Below are 25,056 nucleotides of genomic sequence, written 5' to 3' on the forward strand. Positions count from 1 at the left end.
AATACATTTAAATCACGAATAAAAAGAGGTAATTATTCTATTATAATAATTAGTTTTTTGAAATAACACCGTGAGATAGCAAAGTTGTTTTTAATAAAACCCCTCACAATGACGATAGTATTTCTTCAAATTCCTAAACAGCATTACCTGTTCTAGGTTCAATGGGTATGATCTCAGCCGTTTTTATGGCACCCCTTTTTTGAGAACAGTACAAAGGTAAGTCTCTTTTTTTAAATTATTAGAATCTAATAACTAATTTTTAATCTAAGTTTGGTTTACGCCTGTTTGCCTTTCGTTCAGAATTAACACGTTTTTTTTTAAGCCTTTTAAAAATTACAGCCCTGGGAGTTTTAGTAGGAATTCGCTTTTTTTCTAAGTACAAAGCGGTTTTAAGCAATTGGATTGTTCTAACAATAGCTATATTTTTGTTTCTATGCTGACTTCTACTTTCTCCACATTGAAGTATCAATAAACCTAACTTGGTTATTCTGCTAGATAATTTATAAAGAATGACTTCTTTTTGTTTTTTATTTAAAACTAAAGAGTCTTGGATATTAAACGACAATTCAATTTTAGAAGACACTTTATTTACGTGTTGTCCTCCTGCTCCAGAGCTTCTTATTCCTTTAAACTTGAATTCTTTAATAAGCGCTTCTTGCTTAAACATTATAATTGATGTGGTGCCTTTAATAAATCTGTAACTGCTTTTACAGGATTGAATGTAACTAGAGGCACTTCTACAAAAATGGTATTCCAATTTGCCATACTGCCATTCCAAAGTCCAGGAGATTCAAGTGCCTTAATATCTTTACCTGTTTTGGTTTTCATTGTAATAAATCCAGTTTTTGAATCTACAAACTTAGAAAGATCAAATTTTTCACCTTTGTAATCTTTAATAGCACAAACTAAATCTACAGGATTAAAATGCGTAGCATTTTTTAGAATACTTTTTTGGTCTTTATTCTTTTTATCTATTTGTGCGGATTCAACTATTTGCAATGAGATTTTACCACTTTCATCTTTAACCCAAAATGGTCCTCCACCTGGCTCACCTTCATTTCTAACCATCCCACAAACTCGAATAGGTCTATTAAGTTTGTTTTTGAGATATTCTACTTGATATTTTTGAGAGTATTTCTCGAACTCGTTAGAGATAATAACATTTAATTTTTTTCTTAAAAACCGTGCTATCTCAATAAGTTTATCTTCGGAAAGCAACTCTGATTCTAATTGTTTTAAATAGCAAAAAGCTTGCTGTTGTACTTTAAGCAGAATACCTGCTAAAATTTTTTTATATTTTGCTACCTCAAATTCATATTTATAAACTACAACATTATCTATGTTTTTTATAAAAATAACATCTGCATCTAAATCGTTTAAATTAGCTAATAATGCTCCATGACCAGATGGTCTAAAATGTAAAGAACCATCAACATCTTCTAAAGGTTCATTTTTTGTTGTTACAGCAATAGTATCTGTTTCTTCTTTTTGATATGAATAGGAAATATTAAATTTAGTGCTGGTTTTATGCTCTACAATGGATTGGATGCGCATAAATTCGTTATCAAATATGTTTCTATAAATTTCTGAAATCGTAAAATGAATAGCGGCCAGATTATTTGAAGTAGCATACAATGATGCTTCAAACAAATGCTCTTCGAAAGCAGTAGCAATATGATCTTTATATTTATGAAACGGCAACAATCCTTTTGGAGAAAAACTATAGTTTAGTTGCTCTTCATTAAGCATTATTTTTATAAATTCTATCGCTTTTAAATCTGCGGTTAATGCATCAAATTCTAAAACATGTTTCTTAACTTCTTTAAGAACTATATCGTAAAAAGGAAACTTTTCAACACCTACTACAAATATGGATAAATTGTTTGCTTTATGTTTATTTATATAACTGTTTATGGTATCCTTTTTAGGGTTATAAGTATCTAAAAACTCGAATAAAAACTTAAACATTCTAGTTGCGGCACCAGATGCCGGAACAAATTTTAAAACTTTAAGATCCTCTTTTTGCTCATCGTAAAACGTTGAATATTCGTTCTTTTTTTCTTCAGAAATATTTAATATTCCATGACCTAAAATGGCAGCAGATTCTAAATTAATACAAGGCAGTCCATGTTTGAAAATTTCAATTTGCTTTAAAACTTTTTTAGTTGTTAGGCCTTTATCTTTTATCTGTTTTACTTGTGTTGTGGTGAAATTCAATTTTTATTTTCTATTAATTTATTTATATGTTTTACAGCAGTTTCGAGACGTTCATTTTTACTACCTTTTAGCAAAACATAAGGCCTGTTATACTTTTTTAGGGTTGTTTCAAAAACTTTAAACATGGCCTCTCTTTCTTGAGGCTTGTCTCTTAAATCATCTGCTTCCCAAGGTGTATCAATATACGTTAAAAAATATAAATCATAAGTGTTTTCTAATGCATATTTTGCCAAAATAGGATCGCAACTTCCTGAATAATAAGTTTCAGAATAGACCTTTGTTTCTAGCAAATCTGTATCGCAAATTAATACTGAATCTGTTTTTTTTGCTAATTTATTTTCTAAAGATATTTGCCCTTCCGCAATGGGTAGTAAATCTTTTAACTCGCAAGTTTTTCGTTCGTTATTCCATTTGTTTTGAAGATATTCACGAGCATATTCACCAACCCAAACCGAGTTATAATAGTGTGCTAATTGTTTAGCTAATGTTGTTTTTCCTGTAGATTCTGGACCAAACAAGACTACTTTTTGGCAATTTGCAGGTTGTTGTCTATACTTTTTTTCCATTGTAAATAACCTTGAATAGCTAAAATTGTAAATATAAAATATTGAAGCGATAAGATGCCTAAACCTCTATAAGCGTATAATGGTACTGTTATTATATTTGCAATAATCCACAGTGTCCAGTTTTCTAATTTCTTTGTTGCCATATACCACATAGCGGTAAAGAAAATTCCTGAAGTAAATATATCAATATAGTTTGGTATTTGTATTGAATAATTATATGCTTTGTAAACTAAATAGGTAACAAACATGGTTACAAAAAACAAGACAAAACCGATTAATTTTTCTCGGGTATTTGTCCTAGAAATAGGAACCAAATATTTATCATCACGCTTTCTAGACCAATTCCACCAGCCATAAACACTCATAACAGAGTAGTAAAAATTAATCATCATATCACCAAAATATTCTGCTTTATATAGCAGGTAAACAGTAATTACCGTTGCTACTAGTCCAGTAGGATAAACTAAAATGTTTTCTCTTTTTGCAAAAATTACACTTGCTATACCGAAGACAAATGCCAATGCTTCTAGAGTTAAATCGGTAGTTGTTACATTTTTGTAAGCATCGAGAAAAAAATCAAAAACTTGGCTCATAATTACTTCTATCGGTTTTAACTATTTTAATTGTGAGCACACAAATATCTTGATTCTCGAAAGATGATTTAATCGTTTCGGTTAAAAAAGGCATTAATGTATTATAATCACCATAAATTTGAGTACTTAACGGGTTCTCTAAAACCGTGAATTCTGAATCACGAAGTACTTTTATAAAGTCTATAACGTGTATTTCATAATCATCTTGCAATGGTGATAATGTTAGGTCTACTGAAATATTCATATCATCTTTTTATCTTATTAAAAAAGCTTTCATCTTCTTCAAAAGCAGTTCCAATAACAACTAAATCTGCTCCAGCATTAAATGCTTTGTCTATTGCAAATTTACTTCTAATCCCTCCACCAACTATTAAAGGAATATTAATTTCTGCTTTTACAGCTTTAATTACTGCTTCTTGAACCTCATGTTTTGCTCCACTTCCTGCTTCCAAATAAACTAACTGCATACCTAACAATTGTGCTGCTTTTGCTGTATCTACAATTTCTTGTGTGTTTTTTAAAGGCTCCGTATTTGTAACCTTTTGTGTTGCTGTTTCTTTTTGACCATCTATTAAAATATATCCTGTTGGAATGATTTCTAAATCGCTATTTCTCAATTTTGAAACGGCTTTTACATGCTGCCCAATTAAGTATTCAGGATTTCTACCAGATACTAATGACAAAAACAAAATAGCATCTGCTTGATTAGAGATTTGAGTAACGTCTCCAGGAAACAAAACAATTGGTAAACTAGTTAATGGCTTTATAGCTGAAATTAATGCTTCCGTAGCATGCGCTTCTACTGTACTTCCTCCAATAAATATATGTGAAGCAATAGATTTGTTAACTTTAGCTATAAATTGCGATGCCTTTTTTAAATTAAACACATCAGGATCTATTAAAACGGCTAAGTTTTGTTTTTCTGACGTTTTTATATGTTCTAAAATAGTCTTCATATTATCCTATAACATAGGCACAAGTGAATCCTTCAAATTCTAAGAAACAAGAATTGTATCTGTATTTTTTCATCTTATAATCCACCCAACAGACAGTTTCAAGGTCTTTTAACATAAACGGAATCACTAAAAAATGTTCCTTAAACAACATGCCTCGAGTTGCAAATAACTTATAAAGCGATTCTTTAATTCCCCAAATAACAGTTAATTTTCTAATATAATTGGTATGTGCTTCGGCTAAATACTGAAACTCATAATCGACAAATTTCGTTGCAATAATACTGATTTTTTCGCGCTGTTTTTCTATGTCTATACCAACTTCGATATCACTAATAATAACTCCCGAAAATGTAAAACTATGTGTTATAGAAATATGTTTCCCATCTTTTAAATGTGGTTTTCCATTCTCATCATAAAACAAGTCTTGATCTGTATAGCCAAATTCTCGCAAAAGGTGCCGAACACTTAAAAACCCACGTTGATGCAGCTCGCTTTTCATTCTTTTAACACGCATTAAACTTCCTGATTTTAAGTCTAATAGCGAAAATAAAGCATCATAAGACTCTTCAATCTTCCAGATTTTAACAGTAGTTTGTGAGTTTACACTAATGGATTTGTAAAGTGGCATTTAATATTCTAAATGTTATTGATTATCTTTGCATCGCCTAAGGCGAATTTGGCATTTTTTGATGTAGCTAATTTAGTTATTTAAGCCATAAACCCAAAGACAAGTATAATTTAAAAAGAAATAAACACTATGAGTACAAAAACAGTTGCTTACGTACCTAATAAGGTAAAAGACATGTCGCTTGCGGCTTGGGGAAGAAAAGAAATTAATTTAGCCGAAGCAGAAATGCCAGGTTTAATGAGTTTACGTGAAGAATATAAAAACGAGCAACCATTAAAAGGTGCGCGTATTGCAGGTTGTTTACACATGACTATTCAAACTGCCGTTTTAATTGAAACATTACAAGCTTTAGGTGCAGAAGTTACTTGGAGTTCTTGTAATATATTCTCTACACAAGATCAAGCAGCCGCTGCAATTGCAGATGCTGGAACTGCTGTTTACGCATGGAAAGACATGACAGAAGAAGAGTTTGATTGGTGTATAGAACAAACTTTATTCTTTGGTGAAGACAGAAAGCCGTTAAACATGATTTTGGATGATGGTGGAGATTTAACAAATATGGTTTTAGACCGTTATCCAGAATTATCTGATGGTATTAAAGGTCTATCTGAAGAAACTACAACTGGTGTTCACAGACTTTACGAGCGTGTAAAAAACGGAACATTAACAATGCCAGCAATTAACGTAAACGATTCTGTAACGAAGTCGAAATTCGATAATAAATACGGTTGTAAAGAATCTGCTGTAGATGCTATACGTCGAGCAACAGATACTATGTTAGCAGGAAAACGTGTAACAGTTTGTGGTTATGGTGATGTTGGTAAAGGTACTGCTGCTTCTTTTAAAGGCGCAGGAAGTATTGTAACAGTAACTGAAATTGATCCAATTTGTGCTTTACAAGCTGCAATGGACGGTTTTGAAGTTAAAAAACTTGAAACTGTTGTTGCAAATTCTGATATCGTAATTACGACTACAGGAAATAAAGATATTGTACGTGCAGAGCATTTTGAAGCCATGAAAGACAAAGTTATAGTATGTAACATTGGTCATTTTGACAACGAAATACAAGTAGGATGGTTAAACGATAACCATGGTCATACTAAAGATACTATCAAACCTCAAGTTGACAAATACAACATCGACGGAAAAGATATTATTTTACTTGCCGAAGGTCGTTTAGTAAACTTAGGTTGTGCAACTGGACACCCTAGCTTTGTAATGAGTAACTCGTTTACAAACCAAACTTTAGCGCAAATAGAACTTTGGAAAAACAGTGCAGCATATAAAAATGATGTATACATGTTACCAAAGTACTTAGATGAAAAAGTAGCAAAATTACACTTAGAAAAAATTGGTGTTGAGTTAACAGAACTTGCAGAATACCAAGCTGATTATATTGGTGTAAAGGTTGAAGGACCTTACAAGCCTGAACATTACAGGTACTAATAAATTCCTTTTAAAAAAGGAATCTTAATACTATTAAACCCAAACATTCATAGAATGTTTGGGTTTTGTTTTTTAAAACATATAAATTATTAACTTCACAGTATTAAAAGAACAATTTTATGAGTTTGAAAAAGTTAAACATCGCACTTAATAGTTTAGAAGCACATATTGAAAATCATAGTGTTTCAAACACAAAAATATCTAATGGAAATGTAGCTTGGCATATAGACCACAGTCTTAAAGTACATAATAATGTCATGACTGCACTCCAAAAATCTGATCCTAAAACTTATAAAAACAATTTTAGCTTTTTGGGTAAGCTGTTCTTTGCGCTTGGTTTTTTTCCAAGAGGAAAAGCCAAAGCTCCAAAACATGTAACGCCACCAGACATTATTTTAAAAGAAGATTTAATCTCGCAAATAGAATTTGCTAAGGCCAATGTTGGAACAATTACTAGTTTACAAAAGAATGCTTTTTTTAAACATCCTTTATTTGGTGATATTAATACGAGTAGAGTCTATCGTTTTTTAGAAATGCACACTAACCATCATTTAAAGATTATTGATGCTATTATGAAGAAATAGTTTTATTTATGTTGAATCAACATCTTTTCGAGAAAGTCTACTAAAAAACTTTTATTTAAGAAAGAACCATAAAATTGAAATACGCTAAGGTTTACATTACCATCAAGGTATTCTACGATATAGGTATTAGTTAATTTACGAAAAATCATCTCCTTCTCTTTTACTGACTTAATATCAGTTAATTCTATTTTTTTATACCCGAAGTATTTAAAAATATAAAGATAATTTTCATCAACAAAAACAGTCTTAAATCTAAAGGTAAAACGAAATATCATCCATAAAAAAATGATAGAAAGAGTAAACAGTATAGAAACCTTGTCACGAGAATCAAAAAGAAACATTAGAGATAAATAAAAGAAAAGTACATCTATAAAAATTGGGACTAACCAATAAACAGCACTTGAAATTCGATTCTTCCTCATAAATTAAATATAAACAAAAAACGCCCTTCCAAAAGGAAAGGCGTTTTTTAATATCTAAAAGAAAACTATTTCTAAGCCTCAAAAGGCTCAATAGAAACATAAGATCTATTGTTTCTTTTCTTTGTAAATTTTACTAGACCATCAACATATGCATGTAAAGTATGATCTTTTCCTTGGTATACGTTTTCACCTGGGTGATGCGTGTTACCACGTTGTCTTAATATGATATTTCCAGCAATAGCAGCTTGTCCACCAAATATCTTAACGCCTAAACGTTTTGATTCTGATTCCCTACCATTCTTCGAACTACCAACTCCTTTTTTATGAGCCATTGTCTTAAGGTTTTATATTGTTAATAATTAGCTTAATGCTGCAATTAATTCTGCTTTTTTCATTGAAGAAATACCTTCAACACCTTTAGCTTTTGCCATCTCTTTCAACTCAGCAACTGTATTTTTGCTTAGATCTTGAGGAGCTTCCACTTCTGGTTCAGCTGTTTTAGTTTCTTTTTTTGGAGCGGCTTTTTCAGCTTTTTTAGCTGGCTTAGCTCCTGAAACTACAATGCTCTCAATAATAATTTCAGTTAAGGCTTGTCTGTGACCGTTTTTAACACGGTAACCTTTTCTTCTTTTCTTCTTGAAAACAATAACTTTATCACCTTGAAGGTGCTTTAAGACTTTCGCACTTACTTGTGCTCCGTCTATAGCTGGGGCGCCTAAAGTAACATTGTCACCATCTGCAATCAAAAGAACGTTATCGAAAGACATTGTCTTTCCTTCTTCTGATGGTAAACGGTTAACAAAAACTTTTTGGTCTTTTTCAACTTTAAATTGATGCCCTGCTATCTCTACAATTGCGTACATAGCGTAATGTTTTTATTAATTTGTTATATAAATAATGTGCTTTCTTCTCAGAAAGCGGATGCAAATATACGTCTATTAAATTAATTTGCAAACGTTTTTACTACTTACATGAATTATTTTATTGTGTATGTACCCGTTGAGCATCAAATATTTAAAAAATCATCTTTATAAAGTCCTTTTCATTATAAATTCTCCGTCTCGCTTCCCATTAGCGTCCGGAATGTTTCTACTCCGTTTAAATAACTGCATGCATGTTAAGGTTAATACTACTGTAGTTGAAAAACCCATAATAGCAACCGTAAAAGCCACTATACCAATACCAGCATAGTAATCTCCACTAAATACTGCTAGTAAATTAGATAAAAAGCCCGGATTAAGCTCGGTTGCATACAGTACAAAGAATGCAGTAAAAATAAGTGTTGCAACAAAACCAGCAATTATTCCTGAAGTAAAACCGCTAGAATAACTAAAGTTTTTTCCTTCTTGTAATTTATGATACTTTATAACTTCAAAAATACCAAAGCCTGTAATTAGGCCATTACCTAGGCTAAATATAGGTTGAGTGTGTAAATTAAATAATGCCAAAAACAAAAAGTAGGCCACTAAGGAAGCGCTAATAACAAGGCCAAAACGGATTGGAAGGGTGAAGTTTTTCATATATCAATTTTATTTAAGATTAGTTTCTCCTTTAAATTTCGGATAATTTGAATTAAAAAAAAACAAATCCCTGTTAAAATTTTAACAGAACCTTTGAAAATAAGAGCATCATTCACTATTTTTGTTAACATTATGTAACAACCTAACCTTGTTACGTACTTACAATTAAACTAATACTAAATATATCAACAATGAAAAAAAGTTTATTCTCCTTAGCTGCTTTGCTTTTGGCTGGATTTGTAGCTAGTGCACAAGAAGTTAAATTTGAAGAGTACCAATTAAGTAACGGCATGGACGTTATTTTACATCAAGACAAAACAGCTCCTGTTGTTATAACTTCAGTTATGTATCACGTTGGTGCAAAAGATGAAAACCCAGAACGTACAGGAATGGCTCACTTTTTCGAGCACTTATTGTTTGAAGGCACAGAAAACATCGAACGTGGCGAATGGTTTAAAATTGTAAGTTCTAATGGAGGAAGCAATAATGCCAATACTACAGACGATAGAACGTATTACTACGAAGTGTTTCCTTCTAATAGTTTAGAATTAGGATTATGGATGGAATCTGAGCGTTTAATGCATCCAATTATCAACCAAATTGGTGTAGATACTCAAAATGAAGTTGTAAAAGAAGAAAAACGTTTACGTGTAGACAACTCTCCTTATGGTAAATTTATTGAGAATGTTAAACTTAACATGTTCAAAAAACATCCTTATAAAGGAACAACTATTGGTAAAATGGCACATTTAGATGCTGCTTCTTTAGAAGAATTTCAAGCGTTTAACAAAAAATTCTACGTACCTAACAATGCTGTTTTAGTCGTTGCTGGTGATATAGATATTGCTTCAACAAAAAAAATGATTGAAGATTATTTTGGATCTATACCAAGAGGCGAAGATATTGTTAGAAACTTCCCGAAAGAAGATCCTATTACAAAAACAATCAAAGCAAAAGCTTACGATTCTAATATCCAGATTCCTGCAATTATGGCTGCATACAGAACACCTGCTATGACAGAAAGAGATGCTTATGTTTTAGATATGTTATCGAGCTACTTAAGCTCTGGTAAAACTTCAAAATTATATAAGAAACTTGTTGATGATAAGAAAATGGCTTTACAAGTTGGAGCTATTAACCAGAGTCAAGAAGATTACGGTACTTACATTTTATATGGCTTACCATTAGGAGATACTACTCTTGCAGATTTATTAGCTGGAATAGATGAAGAATTGGTTAAAGTTCAAACTGAATTAATGTCTGAAAGAGATTACCAAAAACTTCAAAATAAATTTGAAAACAATTTTGTAAATTCTAACTCTAGTATTTCTGGAATTGCTAATTCTTTAGCGCGTTACCACATGCTATACGACGATGTGAATTTAATTAACAACGAAATTAATATTTACAGATCTATTACTAGAGAAGAAATACAAGCAGTTGCTAAAAAATACTTAAATCCAAACCAACGTTTAGAATTAGAGTATTTACCAGAAGTTAAAGAAGAAAAATAACAAATTAGAAAAACAAATGAACCTTTCATAATTCAAATTTTATTCAACAAGAATTAGTTTAAATAGAAAGTACCATTTGACAACTTTTAAATAATAAACAAGACAAATGAAAACAAAAATAACAGCACTAATAGCACTGTTTTTACTATCTGTTTCAGCTACCGCTCAAATTGATAGATCTGTGCAACCAAAACCAGGTCCAGCTCCAACAATTACTTTAGAAGTTCCAGGAGAATTTGAACTTAAAAATGGGCTTAAAGTCCTTGTAGTGGAAAACCACAAGTTACCAAGAGTATCTTACTCTTTAAGAATAGACAATCCACCTATGGTTGAAGGCAAAGCAGCAGGTGTTTTAGGCTTATTGGGATCGATGATGGGTAACGGAACAACCTCTATCTCTAAAGACGAATTTAATGAGGAAATAGATTTTCTTGGAGCAAGATTAAGCTTTGGTTCTAGTTCCGCTTCTGGTAGCTCTCTAACTAAATATTCTGAAAGAATTTTAGAATTAATGGCCGATGCAGCAATGAATCCACTATTAACTGAGGAAGAATTTCAGAAAGAAAAAGATAAAGCACTTGAAAATTTAAAATCTGAAGCAAAAAGTGTAGAAGCAGTAGCTTCTCGTGTTGGTAACGCGTTATCCTTCGGTAAAAAACACCCTTATGGTGAGTTTGTTACAGAAGAATCTTTAAATAACATTACACTAGATAATGTTCGTTCTTATTTTCAAAAAAACTTCAACCCTAACAATGCATACTTAGTAATTGTTGGCGATGTAGATTTTAGTACAGTAAAAAAACAAGTAAAAACATATTTCAAAAAATGGGAAAAAGGTATCGATGTTACTAAATCTATTCCAGAGCCTTATTTAAATGTAAACGCAACAGAAATTAATTTTGTTGACATGCCAAATGCGGTACAGTCTAATATATCTGTTACAAGTAATGTTAAATTAAAAATGGGTGATACGGATTATCATACTGTATTAATTGCAAATAAAATTCTTGGTGGTGGTTTTTCATCTTACTTAAACATGAATTTACGTGAAGCAAATGGCTATACTTATGGTGCACGATCTAGCGTTCGTACAGATCGTTATGGCGCTTCTCGTTTTACCGCTGGAGCAAAAGTTAGAAACGCTGTTACAGATAGCGCTGTTGTGGAGTCTTTAAAAGAAATTAAACGTATTAAAAGTGAAAAAGTTTCTGCTGAAGATTTAAGAAATGCCAAAGCAAAATACGTTGGTGATTTTGTATTAGCTTTAGAGCGCCCAGAAACAATTGCGAGATATGCTTTAAATATCAAGTTAAATGATTTGCCTAAAGATTTCTACAAAACGTATTTAACAAAAATTAATGCTGTTACTGCAGACGATGTGCAGCGTATAGCTAACAAATATTTCACAGAACAGAACGCTAGAGTAATTGTTGTTGGAAAAGGTAGCGAAGTTGTAGCTAACCTAGAAAAAACAGGAATACCTATTAAATACTTTGATACTTTTGCTAACTCTGTTAAAAAACCAGTGTTTTCTAAACCTGTTCCAGCAGGAGTAACTGCACAAACAGTAATAGATGGATATATTAATGCCATTGGTGGCAAAGCAGCTTTACAAAATGTAACAACGTTAGTTCAAGAAATGAGCGCTTCTTTTCAAGGTCAAAATATGGCAATGACTCTTAAACAAAAGAGCCCTAATCTTATTGCTACAGATGTTAGTATTATAGGAATGGGAAATGTTTTCAAACAAGCCTTTAACGGCGAAAGTGGTTATATGGCTCAAATGGGAAACAAACAACCTATGCCAGAAGAAGCAATAGCTAAAGCTAAAGCTAAAAAAGGATTATTTGACGAGTTAAACTTAATGACTAATCCATTATTAAAAGTTTCTTTAGATTCTATTGAAAGTGTAGATGGTAAAGATGCTTATGTTGTAGTTATTGAGGATGAAAAAGGAGAATCGTCTAAAAACTATTATGATGTAGCTTCAAACTTAAAAATCAAAAGTGTTTCTACTGCTAAAGGACCAGGAGGAAAAGAAATTACGCAAGAAAGAACATTTGGAGACTATAAAGAGGTTAGTGGCATTAAATTCGCTCACGTAACTTCTCTACCAATGGGTGGACAGAATATAGAATTAAAAGTAAGTACCGTTAAGGTAAATGAGCCTTTAACGAGTGCTGACTTTGAATAGCTAAAAGTTTTTTAACAAAAATACTAAAATCTGAAGTCGAAAGGCTTCAGATTTTTTTTTGACAAAAAAACTAAGCTCTTTTCTTATTAGCCAAATACACACCAATTAAAATAATTGCAGTAGCTATACCTTGTAAAGTACTAAACGACTCTCCATCTAAAACACCCCAAATTAAAGCTACAATAGGCATAATATAAGTTACTGAAGACGCAAAAACAGGAGTAGACATTTGAACCAGTTTAAAAAATAACACCTTTGCAATAGCAGTACCAAATAAGGATAAAATAGCAACATATAGAACTGACATTCCAAATTCTGGTTTACTAAACTGTTCTACAGAAAAGAAATCTGTAAAAAACAAAACTGCAAGTGCGGGTATAACAATTGGTACATAATTTCCAACAGCAATAGTTAGTGGTTTCACATTTTGCAAATAGCGTTTAATAATATTTACGTTAGCAGCATACATTAATGTAGAAGCAATTATAAAACCAGCAAACAAATAGTTTTGATGTGGATTAAGTTCGGCACCTTTTAATATTAATAAAGCAGTACCAATAAAACCTATAATTACACCTAAAACTTGTCTTTTTGTAGAGGTGATTTTAAAAATAGCCAATCCCATTAAAACAGTATTTAATGGTACTAAAGAATTTAAAACAGAAACTACTGCGCTATCGATTTCTGTTTCGGCAATGGCAAAAAAGAAAGCAGGAATAAATGAGCCTAAAAAACCAGATATAGCTATCCATTTCCAATCTACTTTTTTAATGGTTTTTATTGTTTTAAACCCAACAAGAAATAAAAATAAACCTGTTAATACTGTTCGTAAAGCGCCTAACTGATAAGGATTTAAACCAATTAACGCCTTTTTAATAAGGATAAAACTAGTTCCCCAAATAATGGAAAGTATAATGAGATAAGTCCATTTAGATCCTTTCATGCACGTAACGCTTTGATTAGCATGTGCAAAAATGAAATTTTTAACACAATAAACAGATATAATTGTTAGTTTTGTAATCAATAACATAATAACAAAAATCGATACTCATGAAAAATTTAAAAAACATATTAGCAATAGCTATTATTGCACTTGCTTCTTTTAGTTGTAAAAACGAAACACAACCAGAAGTTAAAACGATTGAAACTGAAGTAGAAATTGCAAAAGCAGAACTCAATCCAAATGCAACATATGCTAAAGCTGAGTTTAAAATTGAAGGTATGACTTGCGCAATGGGTTGTGCAAAAACTATCGAGAAAAAAATGGCTAAAATGGAAGGTGTAAAATCTGCAACTGTAGATTTTGACAGACAATTGGCAATGGTTGAATATGATGAAGCTAAAGTGACACCAGCAAGTTTAGAAAGTACAGTTACAAGTGTTGCAGATACGTATAAAGTAAAAGACATGAATACTGTAGATGCTTTCTCTACTGCTAAAAAAGAATGCACAATGAAATGCAAAGCAGATTGCACTAAAAAGGATTGTAAAGATTGCGCATCAAAAACTGCAGAATGCAAGAAAAAATGTGCAAGTAAGACGGCAGCAGAAAAAATGGCTTGTGCTAAAGATTGTAAAAAAGCATGTTGTGCTAAAGAAGGTAAAGCTTAATTAGAAAACAAGGCAAAATATATTAATAGGCTTCGTAAAACGCGAAGCCTATTTTTTTATCACAAGTTAAAAATGATAAAAAGCATCCTCTAAATGCTCAATCTTAAACTTTTTATTCTCCTTTACAATTGCTATAATATCGAAACGTACTTCTACATCTAATCCATTTGCGTTTACATATTCATCCACTGCTTTTACAATATTCTGAATCTGTTTTGGTTTTAAAAAATCTTGAGGATTTCCAAAATCCGCAGTCGAGCGTGTTTTTACCTCAACAATGGCTAAAGTGTCTTTTATTTGCGCGATAATGTCAACTTCGGCTTTTTGGAATCTATAGTTTCGTTCTAAAATAGAATAGCCTTTATGCAATAGAAAATCTACAGCAAGTTGCTCTCCTTTTTTCCCTAATTCGTTGTGTTGTGCCATGGTTAAGTCTTCAGTATATAAATATGCAATTAGCAGTCATTTCCAACACTTAAAAATTAATTCTAGAAAGTGACTGCAGACTGCTCTCTACTCACTGTTAATTGTATCATTCTTCCCAGAATCATCGCTCGATTATCCTCTTCATGTCCTGCAGGCATATTAAAAGCTATTGGAAAATTATATTCAGCTAAAGCATCTAAAATAAGTTGCTCTACACTTGTTCCCCAAAGCGTTGTGTTTTTTCTCATTCTACTCATATCCCCAACGATAACACCTTTACAATTATCGAAATAACCTGCACGTTTCATACTCTGCAACATACGGTCAATATGGTATTTATATTCGCCAATTTCTTCAATAAATAATATCTTTCCGCTAACATCAATACTTGTGTTAGAACCTAACATCGTGTGTAATATTGTTAAATTCCCACCTACTAATTGACCAGACGTTTTGCCTGCTCTATTGTAATTTGAGCCTTTTAAAGTATAATGAATAGACTTGCCAAAAATTGCAGCTTTAAAGGTGTCAATACTTTCTTTAATTTCTGATAAATCTTCAGGTAAACTTACACACATAATAGCATGAATACTTTCTACACCTTTGGTATGGATTTGGTTATGTAACGCAGTAATATCACTATAACCAATAACCCATTTTGGTTGTTTTAAAAATTTAGAATAATCTAATTTATCTAAAATTCTAACAGTACCATAACCTCCTCTTGCGCTCCAAATCGCTTTAATATTTGGGTTATCTAATGCCGTTTGAAAATCTTCACAGCGCTCTGCATCTGTACCAGCAAAATGGTTGTCTTTGCTAAAAACATGTTTACCTATAACAACATTTAATTGCCAGCTTTCTAATAATTTTTTGGCACGTGCAACTTCATCATTCCAGTTTTTTAAGACACCAGATGGTGCAACTATAGCGACAGTATCGCCTGCTTTTAAATAAGGTGGTTGTATCAATTTAGAAGGTGTTTTAATGGTTGTGCTATTTTGAGCTGAAGCACTAATACTTCCGAAGAAAAATAACAAGGTGATAATGCATACTTTTTTAATCATATTGTAAATGTACACGATATTTTACAAAGTTAAAATGAAGTACAAATATAAAAACACCACATTTTTACATCCTAATTGTACTCTATAAAGCAATAAACATAAGTTTACAATTTAATAGACTCACTTTTTCTTGTTATTACTTCATCTAAAATCGTTAATTTTACAGCTTCAAAAAGAAAACAAAATGTCTAAAAGATATACAATTACTGCCGCTTTACCATACACTAATGGACCCATACATATTGGTCATTTAGCTGGTGTTTATGTGCCCGCAGATATTTACGCGAGATACAAGCGCCTAACAGGAAATGATGTTGCATTTATTTGTGGAAGCGATGAGCATGGTGTGCCAATTACTCTTAAAGCAAAAAAAGAAGGTGTTACACCTCAAGAAATTGTAGATAGATATCATGCAATAATTAAGCAATCTTTTGAAGACTTTGGAATTACTTTCGATAACTATTCGCGTACATCGGCTCAAATTCACCATGATACAGCATCAGAATTTTTCATGAATTTGTATGATAAAAATGAATTTATTGAAGAAGTAACGGAACAATTATACGACACTGAAGCTAATCAGTTTTTAGCAGACAGATTTGTTATTGGAACTTGCCCAAAATGTGGAAATGAAGAAAGTTATGGCGACCAATGTGAAAATTGTGGAACGAGTCATAATGCTACAGATTTAATCAATCCTAAATCTGCAATCACAGGAAATGTGCCAAGTTTAAAAGAAACAAAACACTGGTTTTTGCCATTAAATAAACATGAAGCGTTTTTAAAAGAATGGATACTAGAAGGTCATAAAAAAGATTGGAAAGCTAATGTTTATGGGCAATGTAAATCTTGGTTAGATGATGGATTAAGACCAAGAGCAGTAACACGTGACCTTGATTGGGGAATTCCTGTTCCCGTTCCTGGAGGCGAAGGCAAAGTATTATACGTTTGGTTTGATGCGCCAATAGGTTATATTTCTGCAACCAAAGAATGGGCTGCAAAAGAAGGTAAAGATTGGGAACCGTATTGGAAAGATGAAGATACCAAATTAGTTCATTTTATTGGTAAAGATAATATTGTGTTTCACTGTATTATTTTTCCTGCCATGCTAAAAGCAGAAGGCTCTTATATTTTACCGGATAATGTACCTGCAAACGAGTTTCTAAATTTAGAAGGCAGTAAGTTATCAACCTCAAAAAACTGGGCCGTTTGGTTGCCAGACTATTTACAAGATTTTCCAGAAAAACAAGATGTATTGCGTTATGCATTAACTGCAAATGCACCAGAAACTAAGGATAATGATTTTACTTGGAAAGATTTTCAAGCAAGAAACAATAACGAATTGGTTGCCATTTTTGGGAATTTTATTAATCGTGTGGTTGTTTTAACCAATAAATATTACGAAGGTGTTGTTCCTGCTCCAAGCAATTTCTCTACAGTAGACGACGAAACCCTAGCAACCATAAAAGCTTTCCCTAGTGTTATTGAAAGCTCTTTAGAACGTTACCGTTTTAGAGAAGCATCTCAAGAATTAATGAATTTAGCGCGTTTAGGAAATAAATATTTAGCAGACGAAGAACCTTGGAAATTAATAAAAACAGACGAAGTGCGTACAAAAACAATCATGTTTGTTGCCTTACAAATTGCATCAGCATTAGCAACTTTGTGCGAACCGTTTTTACCGTTTACTTCAACTAAATTAAAAAAGATATTAAACACTACAGAGAATTCTTGGAGCGACATTTCAACAAAAGAAACATTACTTCCTGCTAATCACCAAATAGAAAAAGGTGAATTGTTATTCTCTAAAATTGAAGACAGCGAAATACAAGCGCAAATAGAAAAATTAGAAGCTAGTAAAAAAGCTAACGAAACTGCAAATAAAGTTATAGAACCACAAAAAGATACCATTGCTTTCGACGATTTCACAAAACTTGATATGCGTGTTGGGACAATTATCGAAGCTGAAAAAATGCCGAAAGCCAAAAAGCTTTTAGTATTAAAAGTAGATACCGGAATAGACGTTAGAACCATCGTTTCTGGAATTGCAGAAAGTTTTACAGCCGAAGAAGTCGTTGGTAAAAAAGTAACCGTTTTGGTTAATTTAGCACCAAGAGCTTTACGTGGTGTTGAAAGTGAAGGCATGATTTTAATGACCGAAAATGCAGAAGGGAAACTGGTGTTTGTAAATCCCGATGCTGCTGATGTTGGGAATGGATTACAAATAAATTAACTAATGCTTAGTAGACTATTCTCGTTTATTCTTTTCTTATTAATCACATCAACAATTTCAGCACAAAGAAATTGGATAGTAATTGAAACAGGTTTACAAGATGAATATGTTAACCTCAAAGACGCCTTGCCAGTTGTTGATAAAGGCACTGGCAATATTGCTTTCTTTTTAAGAGAAAAAAAGCAAATAACAGGTTATTTGTATAACGAAAATCAGAAATTAATTTCAAAAGTAGTTGTCGACGGTATTCCTAAAAAAAGCTGTAACATTATTGGTCATTCTATAAAAAACGATAATTACCTACTTTATTTTAAACGTAATTCTGGATTAAAATTTAGCTACCTAAAAGTAGATTTTAAAACAAAGACTTTTAATTTAGTAGACAATTTAGATATCGATTTTAAAAAGGAACAATTTATAGAAAGTTTTGTAGATAAGGATAAATTTTATATTCTAACCTCTATTTATAGGACCTCGCAACTAAACCTTTATACTTTAGATAATAACGCGAAAATTGATAAAAAAGAAATTCTATTAGCGGAAGGCCTAATAAAATCAGACACCGATTTAGTTGTCAATTTTAATAGTCTAATTTTTTCTTATGGTTCTAAAATCAAGAAGATTGAAGTTGGAGAACCGTTAGCATTAGAAAGTGTAACTGCTCAAACTAAAGTGTTCTATAAAGATGATAAAATATTATTAACAAATAACTTCTTTGGAAAGCGCACTTATATAGTAGACATTAATGTTTTAGACGGAACATTAACATTTAATGCTATAGAAAATGTAGGCTTTATTAAGGGAGAACTCAAATCTGGAATTAATTCTTTTATTTTCGACAATCATTATTTTAATGTGTATGCTACAAACGATAAACTTCAGTTTTCGGTTTATAGTTATCCAGAAATGGAGATGGTTAAAAGTTACAAAGTTGATAAGCATGAAAAAATAGATTTTAAGAATACAAAAATGATTCAAAAAGTAGGCGACAGTGAAAATCCTGGTCGCGTGCTTAATAATACTTCTCAATATTTAAGAAAAATATCTAACCAATATTTGGGTGTTTCAGTGTATAAAGATTTTAATAATTATATAGTTACAATAGGCTCTACTAAACCTACTTCTGACACATTGACTGCCATTGGTTTAGTTCTCGGAGGAATGGCTGGCGGTGCTTTATTTGCTGCTTTTAGTCGTTATGAGCAAACAAAATCTGTACAAATTCGATGTTTATTTGATGAAAACTTCAACCACAACTCCAACTTAATTACTGAAAATGGTTTCGATAAAATAAACGCATTCACAAAAGACTTTGGACACTTAGGTGCACAATCTGTATTTCGCTATAAAGATGACTATGTTTGGGGCTCTTTTAACCACAAAACAGGTTTATATAGATTATTTATTTTTGATTAGTAATATCTTTATGAAATATACTTTAGCACTACTTTTATTTATTATCTCTAATAATCTATTTGCACAACAAGAAGCGCTTTCGTTTAAAAATGGAGAGGTTTCAAAACGCGTTAAAAAAGATTCATACACCATTTCTAATGTAAATAATAATGAATTAGCGGTTGTAATAATTGAACGTAAAGATATCTATGCCTATTTATTTAGTTCAGATTTTAGTTTAAAATCTGAACTAAAAACAGAGAATATAAAATCTAAATACGATAAGGCGCTAGGTTATAGTTTAAATGATGGTATTTATCAGGTTTTATATACCAATGAAAACAAAAATAAATTTGCAGTTTTAAGCTTAGATTTCGATAGTTCAAGTGGAGTTTCAAATGAAATTAATATTGATTTAAAAGACGATCTTCTTTTAGATGTTGTTAATTATAATAATAAATTATATCTGTTATCAACTAATAATGGCTTAACACTCAACATTAGCGTCTACAATAACAACCTTGGCTTTGATTTATTAAAGTCTTTTCATCTGGATGAAATAGAAAATGACACTAATTTAATGAGTTCTAAGGTTCAAATGGGCGTTTTTATTTTGGCAGGAAAAGAGAGCCCTAATATTACCAAAATTGATTCAAGAGTTGAAAATTCAATAGAGCAAACTTCTAATAAAAATAAGCTGTATCAAAAGGACCAATCTATAATACTTACATTCGATGTCAACGAGAAAGAAACTCAACTCTATACTATGGACCTAGAAAATTTAACTCTAGATTACAAAACGTATCCCTATCCAAAATCTAAAACTACTGAATTTAAAAATTATAATTCTTTTATATATCAAGATCATATCTATCAAATGGCTTCATCAAAAGAAACTTTAAAATTTCAAATAAAAGACTTTGATTATAATATTATTAAAGAATTTAATATCTACAGAGATCGACCTATTACATTCAAAAACTCACCAATAATACAAGAAGGCCAAACAGCTCTACCCTTTTTAACCAATAGAGAAATGGAACTAACTAAAAAGTATCTTAGAAAAATTAATGGTGGAAATATAGGAATTAGTGTTACTAAAAATAAAGGGTATTATTATTTAACGTTAGGAGGTTTTCAAGTTATGCCTCCATCTGGAATGATGACTCCTGTTAACAGCGTTAATGGAACCTTTACTGGTTACAATACTACATATCTAAGTTATAATAGTTATTCGACAACCAAATCAACTTATTTTAATTCTATTCTAGATTCAAAGTTTAATCATGTAAAAGGAAAATTACAGTCAAACATTTTTGATCAAATAGAGGAATATAAATCTAAGTTAAAGTATATAAGTGGCGAAGATGTGTTTTTCCATAATAACCAATTGTACTTTGGCTATTTCAATCAGAAAGAAAGCACCTATCATCTCTTAAGGTTTTAGAAAAAATCATATTAAACGATCATACCAGCGGCAACAGTTTCATTTGTAGTATCATCTACAAGTATAATACTTCCTGTTATTCTGTTTTCTCTGTAAGAATCTACCATAAGTGGTTTTGTAGTGCGTATTCTAACTTTAGAGATATCATTCATCAAGAGCTCTTTATCTTCATTATTTCGGTTTAGACTATTAACATCTATCTTGTAAATAACCTCTTTAATTATTGCCTTTTGACTGTTAGATGTGTGTTTTATAGTGTATTTAGCTCTAGGTTTTGCTGCCGTATTATTTAACCAACAGAGCATGACTTCTATATCCTGAGACGCTTCTGGTTTATTGTTAGAGCGTACAATCATGTCTCCTCTTCCAATATCGATGTCGTCTTCCAACGTCATAGAAATTGACATAGGAACAAAAGCTTCTTTTAGGCTCTCGTCTAGAGTGTCTATAGACTTAATTTTTGAAGTAAATCCTGATGGCATTATCGTGACCTCATCACCTGTTCTAAACACACCACTTGCTATTCTACCAGCATAACCACGATAATCTCTAAATTCATTGCTTTGCGGTCTTAAAACGGTTTGTACGGGAAAACGTGCATCTACCTTATTAGTATCGCTACTAATATGCATGGTCTCTAATACATGTAACATAGGAGCGTCTTGATACCAATCCATGTTCTTAGACTTATTAACCACATTATCACCTAATAATGCGCTAATTGGTATAAAACGAATATCTTTTACTAGCATTTTTGAGGCTATTTCTTCAAACTGAGCAACGATATTATTGTATGCTTTTTCAGAAAAATCTACTAAATCCATCTTGTTCACACAAACAATAATGTGTGGTATTTGTAATAATGATGCTATAAAAGCATGTCTTTTAGTTTGCTCAATAACGCCATGTCTAGCATCTATTAAGATAATTGCCACATTAGCAGTTGATGCACCAGTAACCATATTACGTGTGTATTGTATATGTCCCGGTGTGTCTGCAATTATAAATTTACGTTTTGGTGTTGTAAAATATCTGTAAGCAACATCAATAGTTATTCCTTGTTCACGCTCATCCCTTAACCCATCTGTAAACAAAGCTAAATCAACACCTTCATGACCTCTTTTTTTACTAGTATTGGTAATCGCCTCTAATTGGTCTTCAAATATTGATTTTGAATCGTAAAGTAAACGACCTATTAAAGTACTTTTTCCGTCATCTACACTTCCGGCTGTTGTAAAACGTAATAATTGATTGTTATCTAACATTTTTATTTTTTAAAATTTGAGAAAAACTTTATACTAGTTTCTCCAGCGGCCTGCAAACAAAATATATTTTATTTTTGGTACTGCTTAAGGTTCTCTTTTCAAGAATAATATATTACGTCCTAGAAATAGCCTTGACGTTTTCTGTCTTCCATAGCAGATTCTGATCGCTTATCATCACTTCTATTGCCGCGCTCAGTATTTCTCATCCCTGCTACTTCTGTCGCAATTTTCTCTAAGGTATCTGCTTCAGACTCGTCTCCTCCTGTAATTGTAATATCTCCTAAGGTTCTGAATCGTATTTTTTTGGTTACCACTTCTTCATGGTCTTCTAAAACTAAAAATTCTGAATTTGGAATCCAAGTATCTTGTCTCCAAACCACTTCTCTTTCATGTGCAAAATACAAAGAAGGAATTGCAATGTTTTCTCTTTTTATATAGTTCCAAACATCCATTTCTGTCCAGTTACTAATTGGAAATGCTCTAAAATGTTCGCCTTCAAAATGTCTACCGTTAAAGATATTCCATAATTCTGGTCTTTGGTTTTTTGGGTCCCATTGTCCAAAATCATCACGATGAGAAAAGAAACGTTCTTTTGCTCTTGCTTTTTCTTCGTCACGTCGTCCGCCGCCAATTGCGCAATCTATTTTATTAGATTCGATGGCATCTAAAAGTGTTGTTATTTGAAGGGCATTACGTGTTGCATTTTTTCCTTTTTCTTCGGCTACTCTTCCATCATCAATAGATTCTTGAACTGAACCTACAATTAGTTTCACACCCAATTTATTAATAATAGCATCTCTAAACTGGATTGTTTCCGGAAAATTATGTCCTGTATCCACATGCATTAATGGAAAAGGAATTTTTGCAGGATAAAATGCTTTTTGTGCTAAATGAGTTACCAGAATGGAGTCTTTACCTCCAGAGAATAATATTACTGGATTTTCAAATTGTGCCCAGACTTCACGTAGAATATAGATGGCTTCACTTTCTACTCGTCTAAATAATTTAAGTAATATTTACTCATCGCTAAATTTTAATTTTGATTTGATGTGATTCATTATAAACTGAACAGCATCCTCAACCGTTTGTTCTTCTGTTCTAATTTCTATTTCAGGATTTTCTGGTGCTTCATAAGGTGCAGAAATTCCTGTCATGTTTTTAATCTCACCAGCTCTTGCTTTTTTATACAAGCCTTTAACATCTCTACGCTCGCATTCCTCTAAACTAGTGTTTATGTAAATCTCTACAAAGTTAACATCTTTAACGATATTTCTAATATTCTCTCTGTCTTTTTTATACGGAGAAACAAATGCTGCTAATACAACTAAACCAGCATCTACCATTAAATTTGCTGTTTCAGCTATGCGTCTTATATTTTCTGTTCTGTCTTCAGGTGTAAAAGTCAAATCTTGATTTATCCCTTTTCTAATATTATCACCATCAAGCGTATAGGTCTTTACTCCTTTTTTATGTAAAGCTTGTTCTACTACATTAGCTATTGTTGATTTGCCGGAACCTGAAAGCCCTGTAAACCATATTAAAAAAGAGTTGTGCTTATTTAAAGCTCTTCTATCTTCTTTATTAACCTGATAATCTTGAGTAATTATATGTTTACTAATGTCAGTCTTTTTTTGTTCTTTCATCTAAACCGTAATTTATTTTATACCATAATCTTTCATGGAAATAATATAATATCATTTTTGTTACTACTTCCGCAAAACCAATTTTTAATCCTGTTAATGGGTTTCCAGAAATAAACCAAGCTAATAGCATGGTGTCTAAGGTGCCTATAAAACGCCAAGTTATAGTCTTTGCTATGTGTCTTTTTCTGCTTTCTAGCTTTACACCATCTTTAGTGAGGTTTATTTTAAACCAAGCGCGTTCATGTAAATAATATAAAACCATTTTAGTTGCAACTTCCGCAAGGCCTATTTTTAAACCAGTAAATGGATCTCCAGATATAATCCATGATAAGATTACTGTATCTATGGTTCCTACAATTCTCCAAGTTATGGTTTTTGCAATATGTCTTTTAAATGATGAATCCGACATTTATTTAGAAACTAAAAACCAAGGGTTTAGTAAGTTTTCTTTGTTATATAGTAATTCTTGATTTGTTTCTTTTGAAATTACATGTATTCCAACAGCGTTACAAATTGCTTGCCCTGCTGCTGTATCCCATTCCATTGTTGGTGCAAATCTTGGGTAAACATCAGCATTACCTTCTGCAACTATACAAAATTTTAATGAGCTTCCTTTAGAAACGACTTCCACCTCTTTTCCTTCGTTTTTTATAGCATCTACAAAGTCCAAAGTTTCTGGACTCATATGCGAACGACTTCCTACTATTTGAACAGGGTTTGAGTTTAGCGCTTTTGGTTGTAATTTAACTGCAGCCCTATAAACAGCTTCAATAGAAACCTCATGAGAGTCAAGTTGCGCTTTAAACGCCTCATTTTCAGCAACGTTTGCAACATAAATAGTTTTAGTAACTGGCACATAAATAACACCTAATTCTGGCTTGCCATTTGTCACTAACGCAATGTTTACTGTAAACTCTCCATTACGTTTAATAAACTCTTTTGTGCCATCTACTGGATCTACAATCCAACATTGGTTCCATCGTTTTCTAGTACTGTATTCGGTTTGTTTATTTTCTTCAGAAATAATTGGAATATTAGTTGGCACCAAAAAAGTATTTATAATATCGTTTGCTCTTGTATCTGCTTCGGTTAATGGCGATTTATCGTCTTTATATTCTACTTCAATTTTAGAGTTGTAGACGTCCATAATTACTTTACCTGCCTTTAAACTAGCTTCAATTGCGATTTCTAATTGCTTATTTTTCATTTAAATTTAATATGTAACTGTTACAGTGTCTAACGATATTGCTATAACAACTTGGTTAAACATTTGCTAATTTAGTTTTTATTATAATATTTCTTTCCTTACTTTGTATTTTAAAGTTGAAA

The 25,056-nt window shown here is 31.8% G+C and carries 25 protein-coding genes and 1 pseudogene; 8 read left to right on the plus strand and 18 right to left on the minus strand.

Annotated features, from left to right (window positions below):
• Positions 1-259: 259 nt before the first annotated feature.
• The 7 genes from arfB to RH82_RS17255 are packed head-to-tail and all read right to left on the minus strand — an operon-like array spanning position 260 to position 4,960.
• Positions 260-667 carry an alternative ribosome rescue aminoacyl-tRNA hydrolase ArfB gene (gene arfB / locus RH82_RS17225; RefSeq protein ID WP_034062683.1) on the minus strand — a complete coding sequence of 136 codons (408 nt, stop codon included), beginning with the start codon at positions 665-667 and terminating at the stop codon, positions 260-262.
• Positions 667-2,217 carry a DUF4301 family protein gene (locus RH82_RS17230; RefSeq protein ID WP_034062684.1) on the minus strand — a complete coding sequence of 517 codons (1,551 nt, stop codon included), beginning with the start codon at positions 2,215-2,217 and terminating at the stop codon, positions 667-669. The genes arfB and RH82_RS17230 overlap by 1 nt, the downstream gene beginning before the upstream one ends.
• Positions 2,214-2,783 (minus strand): AAA family ATPase, encoded by a 570-nt coding sequence (locus RH82_RS17235; RefSeq protein WP_034062685.1) that lies wholly within the window; start codon positions 2,781-2,783, stop codon positions 2,214-2,216. The genes RH82_RS17230 and RH82_RS17235 overlap by 4 nt, the downstream gene beginning before the upstream one ends.
• Entirely contained in the window at positions 2,738-3,376 is a 639-nt protein-coding gene (pnuC, locus tag RH82_RS17240; RefSeq protein WP_034062686.1) for a nicotinamide riboside transporter PnuC, read from the minus strand. The genes RH82_RS17235 and pnuC overlap by 46 nt, the downstream gene beginning before the upstream one ends.
• Positions 3,360-3,620 carry a hypothetical protein gene (locus tag RH82_RS17245; RefSeq protein WP_034062687.1) on the minus strand — a complete coding sequence of 87 codons (261 nt, stop codon included), beginning with the start codon at positions 3,618-3,620 and terminating at the stop codon, positions 3,360-3,362. The genes pnuC and RH82_RS17245 overlap by 17 nt, the downstream gene beginning before the upstream one ends.
• Before the next feature lies 1 nt (position 3,621).
• Positions 3,622-4,332 (minus strand): geranylgeranylglyceryl/heptaprenylglyceryl phosphate synthase, encoded by a 711-nt coding sequence (locus tag RH82_RS17250; RefSeq protein ID WP_034062688.1) that lies wholly within the window; start codon positions 4,330-4,332, stop codon positions 3,622-3,624.
• Between the two features lies 1 nt (position 4,333).
• On the minus strand, positions 4,334-4,960 hold the full coding sequence (locus tag RH82_RS17255) for a 4'-phosphopantetheinyl transferase family protein (protein WP_034062690.1): 627 nt from the start codon (positions 4,958-4,960) through the stop codon (positions 4,334-4,336).
• Between the two features lie 129 nt (positions 4,961-5,089).
• On the opposite strand from RH82_RS17255, the gene ahcY reads away from it, so the two are divergent.
• A complete protein-coding gene (gene ahcY / locus RH82_RS17260) occupies positions 5,090-6,406 on the plus strand; it encodes an adenosylhomocysteinase (protein ID WP_034062691.1) in 1,317 nt (438 codons plus the stop codon).
• A 119-nt stretch (positions 6,407-6,525) separates the two neighbouring features.
• Entirely contained in the window at positions 6,526-6,990 is a 465-nt protein-coding gene (locus RH82_RS17265; RefSeq protein WP_034062692.1) for a DUF1569 domain-containing protein, read from the plus strand.
• Between the two features lie 493 nt (positions 6,991-7,483).
• Here the strand turns inward: RH82_RS17265 and rpmA are convergent, their stop codons facing one another.
• From rpmA to RH82_RS17285, 3 genes are all read right to left on the minus strand, one after another.
• On the minus strand, positions 7,484-7,744 hold the full coding sequence (rpmA, locus tag RH82_RS17275; protein WP_034062695.1) for a 50S ribosomal protein L27: 261 nt from the start codon (positions 7,742-7,744) through the stop codon (positions 7,484-7,486).
• 27 nt (positions 7,745-7,771) lie between these two features.
• Positions 7,772-8,275: a 50S ribosomal protein L21 gene (gene rplU / locus RH82_RS17280; protein ID WP_034062696.1), complete on the minus strand. Its 504-nt coding sequence runs from the start codon at positions 8,273-8,275 to the stop codon at positions 7,772-7,774.
• A gap of 165 nt (positions 8,276-8,440) precedes the next feature.
• A complete protein-coding gene (locus RH82_RS17285) occupies positions 8,441-8,932 on the minus strand; it encodes a DUF4199 domain-containing protein (RefSeq protein WP_034062697.1) in 492 nt (163 codons plus the stop codon).
• A 191-nt stretch (positions 8,933-9,123) separates the two neighbouring features.
• Here RH82_RS17285 and RH82_RS17290 point away from each other — a divergent pair, with 191 nt between their 5' ends.
• Positions 9,124-10,446 (plus strand): M16 family metallopeptidase, encoded by a 1,323-nt coding sequence (locus tag RH82_RS17290; RefSeq protein ID WP_034062698.1) that lies wholly within the window; start codon positions 9,124-9,126, stop codon positions 10,444-10,446.
• A gap of 106 nt (positions 10,447-10,552) precedes the next feature.
• Entirely contained in the window at positions 10,553-12,640 is a 2,088-nt protein-coding gene (locus tag RH82_RS17295; protein WP_034062699.1) for a M16 family metallopeptidase, read from the plus strand.
• A gap of 70 nt (positions 12,641-12,710) precedes the next feature.
• Here the strand turns inward: RH82_RS17295 and RH82_RS17300 are convergent, their stop codons facing one another.
• The gene (locus RH82_RS17300; protein ID WP_034062701.1) at positions 12,711-13,583 is read right to left on the minus strand and encodes a DMT family transporter; all 873 of its coding nucleotides are present in this window, start codon (positions 13,581-13,583) and stop codon (positions 12,711-12,713) included.
• Between the two features lie 107 nt (positions 13,584-13,690).
• Between RH82_RS17300 and RH82_RS17305 the strand changes: the two genes are divergently transcribed.
• Positions 13,691-14,251, plus strand: a complete 561-nt coding sequence (locus RH82_RS17305) for a cation transporter (RefSeq protein WP_034062703.1) — start codon at positions 13,691-13,693, stop codon at positions 14,249-14,251.
• Between the two features lie 66 nt (positions 14,252-14,317).
• On the opposite strand, the gene RH82_RS17310 is transcribed toward RH82_RS17305, so the two are convergent.
• Positions 14,318-14,677, minus strand: coding sequence for a YraN family protein (locus RH82_RS17310; RefSeq protein ID WP_034062704.1), 360 nt, complete (start codon positions 14,675-14,677; stop codon positions 14,318-14,320).
• Between the two features lie 62 nt (positions 14,678-14,739).
• Positions 14,740-15,744 carry a S66 peptidase family protein gene (locus RH82_RS17315; protein ID WP_034062706.1) on the minus strand — a complete coding sequence of 335 codons (1,005 nt, stop codon included), beginning with the start codon at positions 15,742-15,744 and terminating at the stop codon, positions 14,740-14,742.
• 184 nt (positions 15,745-15,928) lie between these two features.
• Between RH82_RS17315 and metG the strand changes: the two genes are divergently transcribed.
• From metG to RH82_RS17330, 3 genes are read left to right on the plus strand one after another with little or no spacing between them, the layout of a single operon-like run.
• A complete protein-coding gene (metG, locus tag RH82_RS17320) occupies positions 15,929-17,977 on the plus strand; it encodes a methionine--tRNA ligase (protein ID WP_034062708.1) in 2,049 nt (682 codons plus the stop codon).
• A gap of 3 nt (positions 17,978-17,980) precedes the next feature.
• Positions 17,981-19,393 (plus strand): hypothetical protein, encoded by a 1,413-nt coding sequence (locus RH82_RS17325; RefSeq protein WP_034062710.1) that lies wholly within the window; start codon positions 17,981-17,983, stop codon positions 19,391-19,393.
• A gap of 10 nt (positions 19,394-19,403) precedes the next feature.
• Positions 19,404-20,819 (plus strand): hypothetical protein, encoded by a 1,416-nt coding sequence (locus RH82_RS17330; RefSeq protein WP_156112527.1) that lies wholly within the window; start codon positions 19,404-19,406, stop codon positions 20,817-20,819.
• 11 nt (positions 20,820-20,830) lie between these two features.
• On the opposite strand, the gene RH82_RS17335 is transcribed toward RH82_RS17330, so the two are convergent.
• The 5 genes and pseudogenes from RH82_RS17335 to cysQ all read right to left on the minus strand — a co-directional run bounded on the left by RH82_RS17335 (position 20,831) and on the right by cysQ (position 24,934).
• Positions 20,831-22,084, minus strand: coding sequence for a sulfate adenylyltransferase subunit 1 (locus RH82_RS17335; RefSeq protein ID WP_034062715.1), 1,254 nt, complete (start codon positions 22,082-22,084; stop codon positions 20,831-20,833).
• Between the two features lie 119 nt (positions 22,085-22,203).
• A pseudogene (gene cysD, locus RH82_RS17340) lies at positions 22,204-23,108 on the minus strand (sulfate adenylyltransferase subunit CysD).
• Positions 23,101-23,703: an adenylyl-sulfate kinase gene (gene cysC, locus RH82_RS17345; RefSeq protein WP_034062767.1), complete on the minus strand. Its 603-nt coding sequence runs from the start codon at positions 23,701-23,703 to the stop codon at positions 23,101-23,103. The pseudogene cysD and the gene cysC overlap by 8 nt, the downstream one beginning before the upstream one ends.
• Before the next feature lies 1 nt (position 23,704).
• Positions 23,705-24,136 carry a DUF2061 domain-containing protein gene (locus RH82_RS17350; protein WP_034062716.1) on the minus strand — a complete coding sequence of 144 codons (432 nt, stop codon included), beginning with the start codon at positions 24,134-24,136 and terminating at the stop codon, positions 23,705-23,707.
• Complete coding sequence (cysQ, locus tag RH82_RS17355) at positions 24,137-24,934, minus strand: 3'(2'),5'-bisphosphate nucleotidase CysQ (protein WP_034062717.1); 798 nt, start codon at positions 24,932-24,934, stop codon at positions 24,137-24,139. It abuts the gene before it with no gap.
• Positions 24,935-25,056: the final 122 nt, after the last annotated feature.

This window comes from Lacinutrix jangbogonensis (assembly GCF_000797445.1).
Lineage (GTDB): Bacteria > Bacteroidota > Bacteroidia > Flavobacteriales > Flavobacteriaceae > Lacinutrix > Lacinutrix jangbogonensis.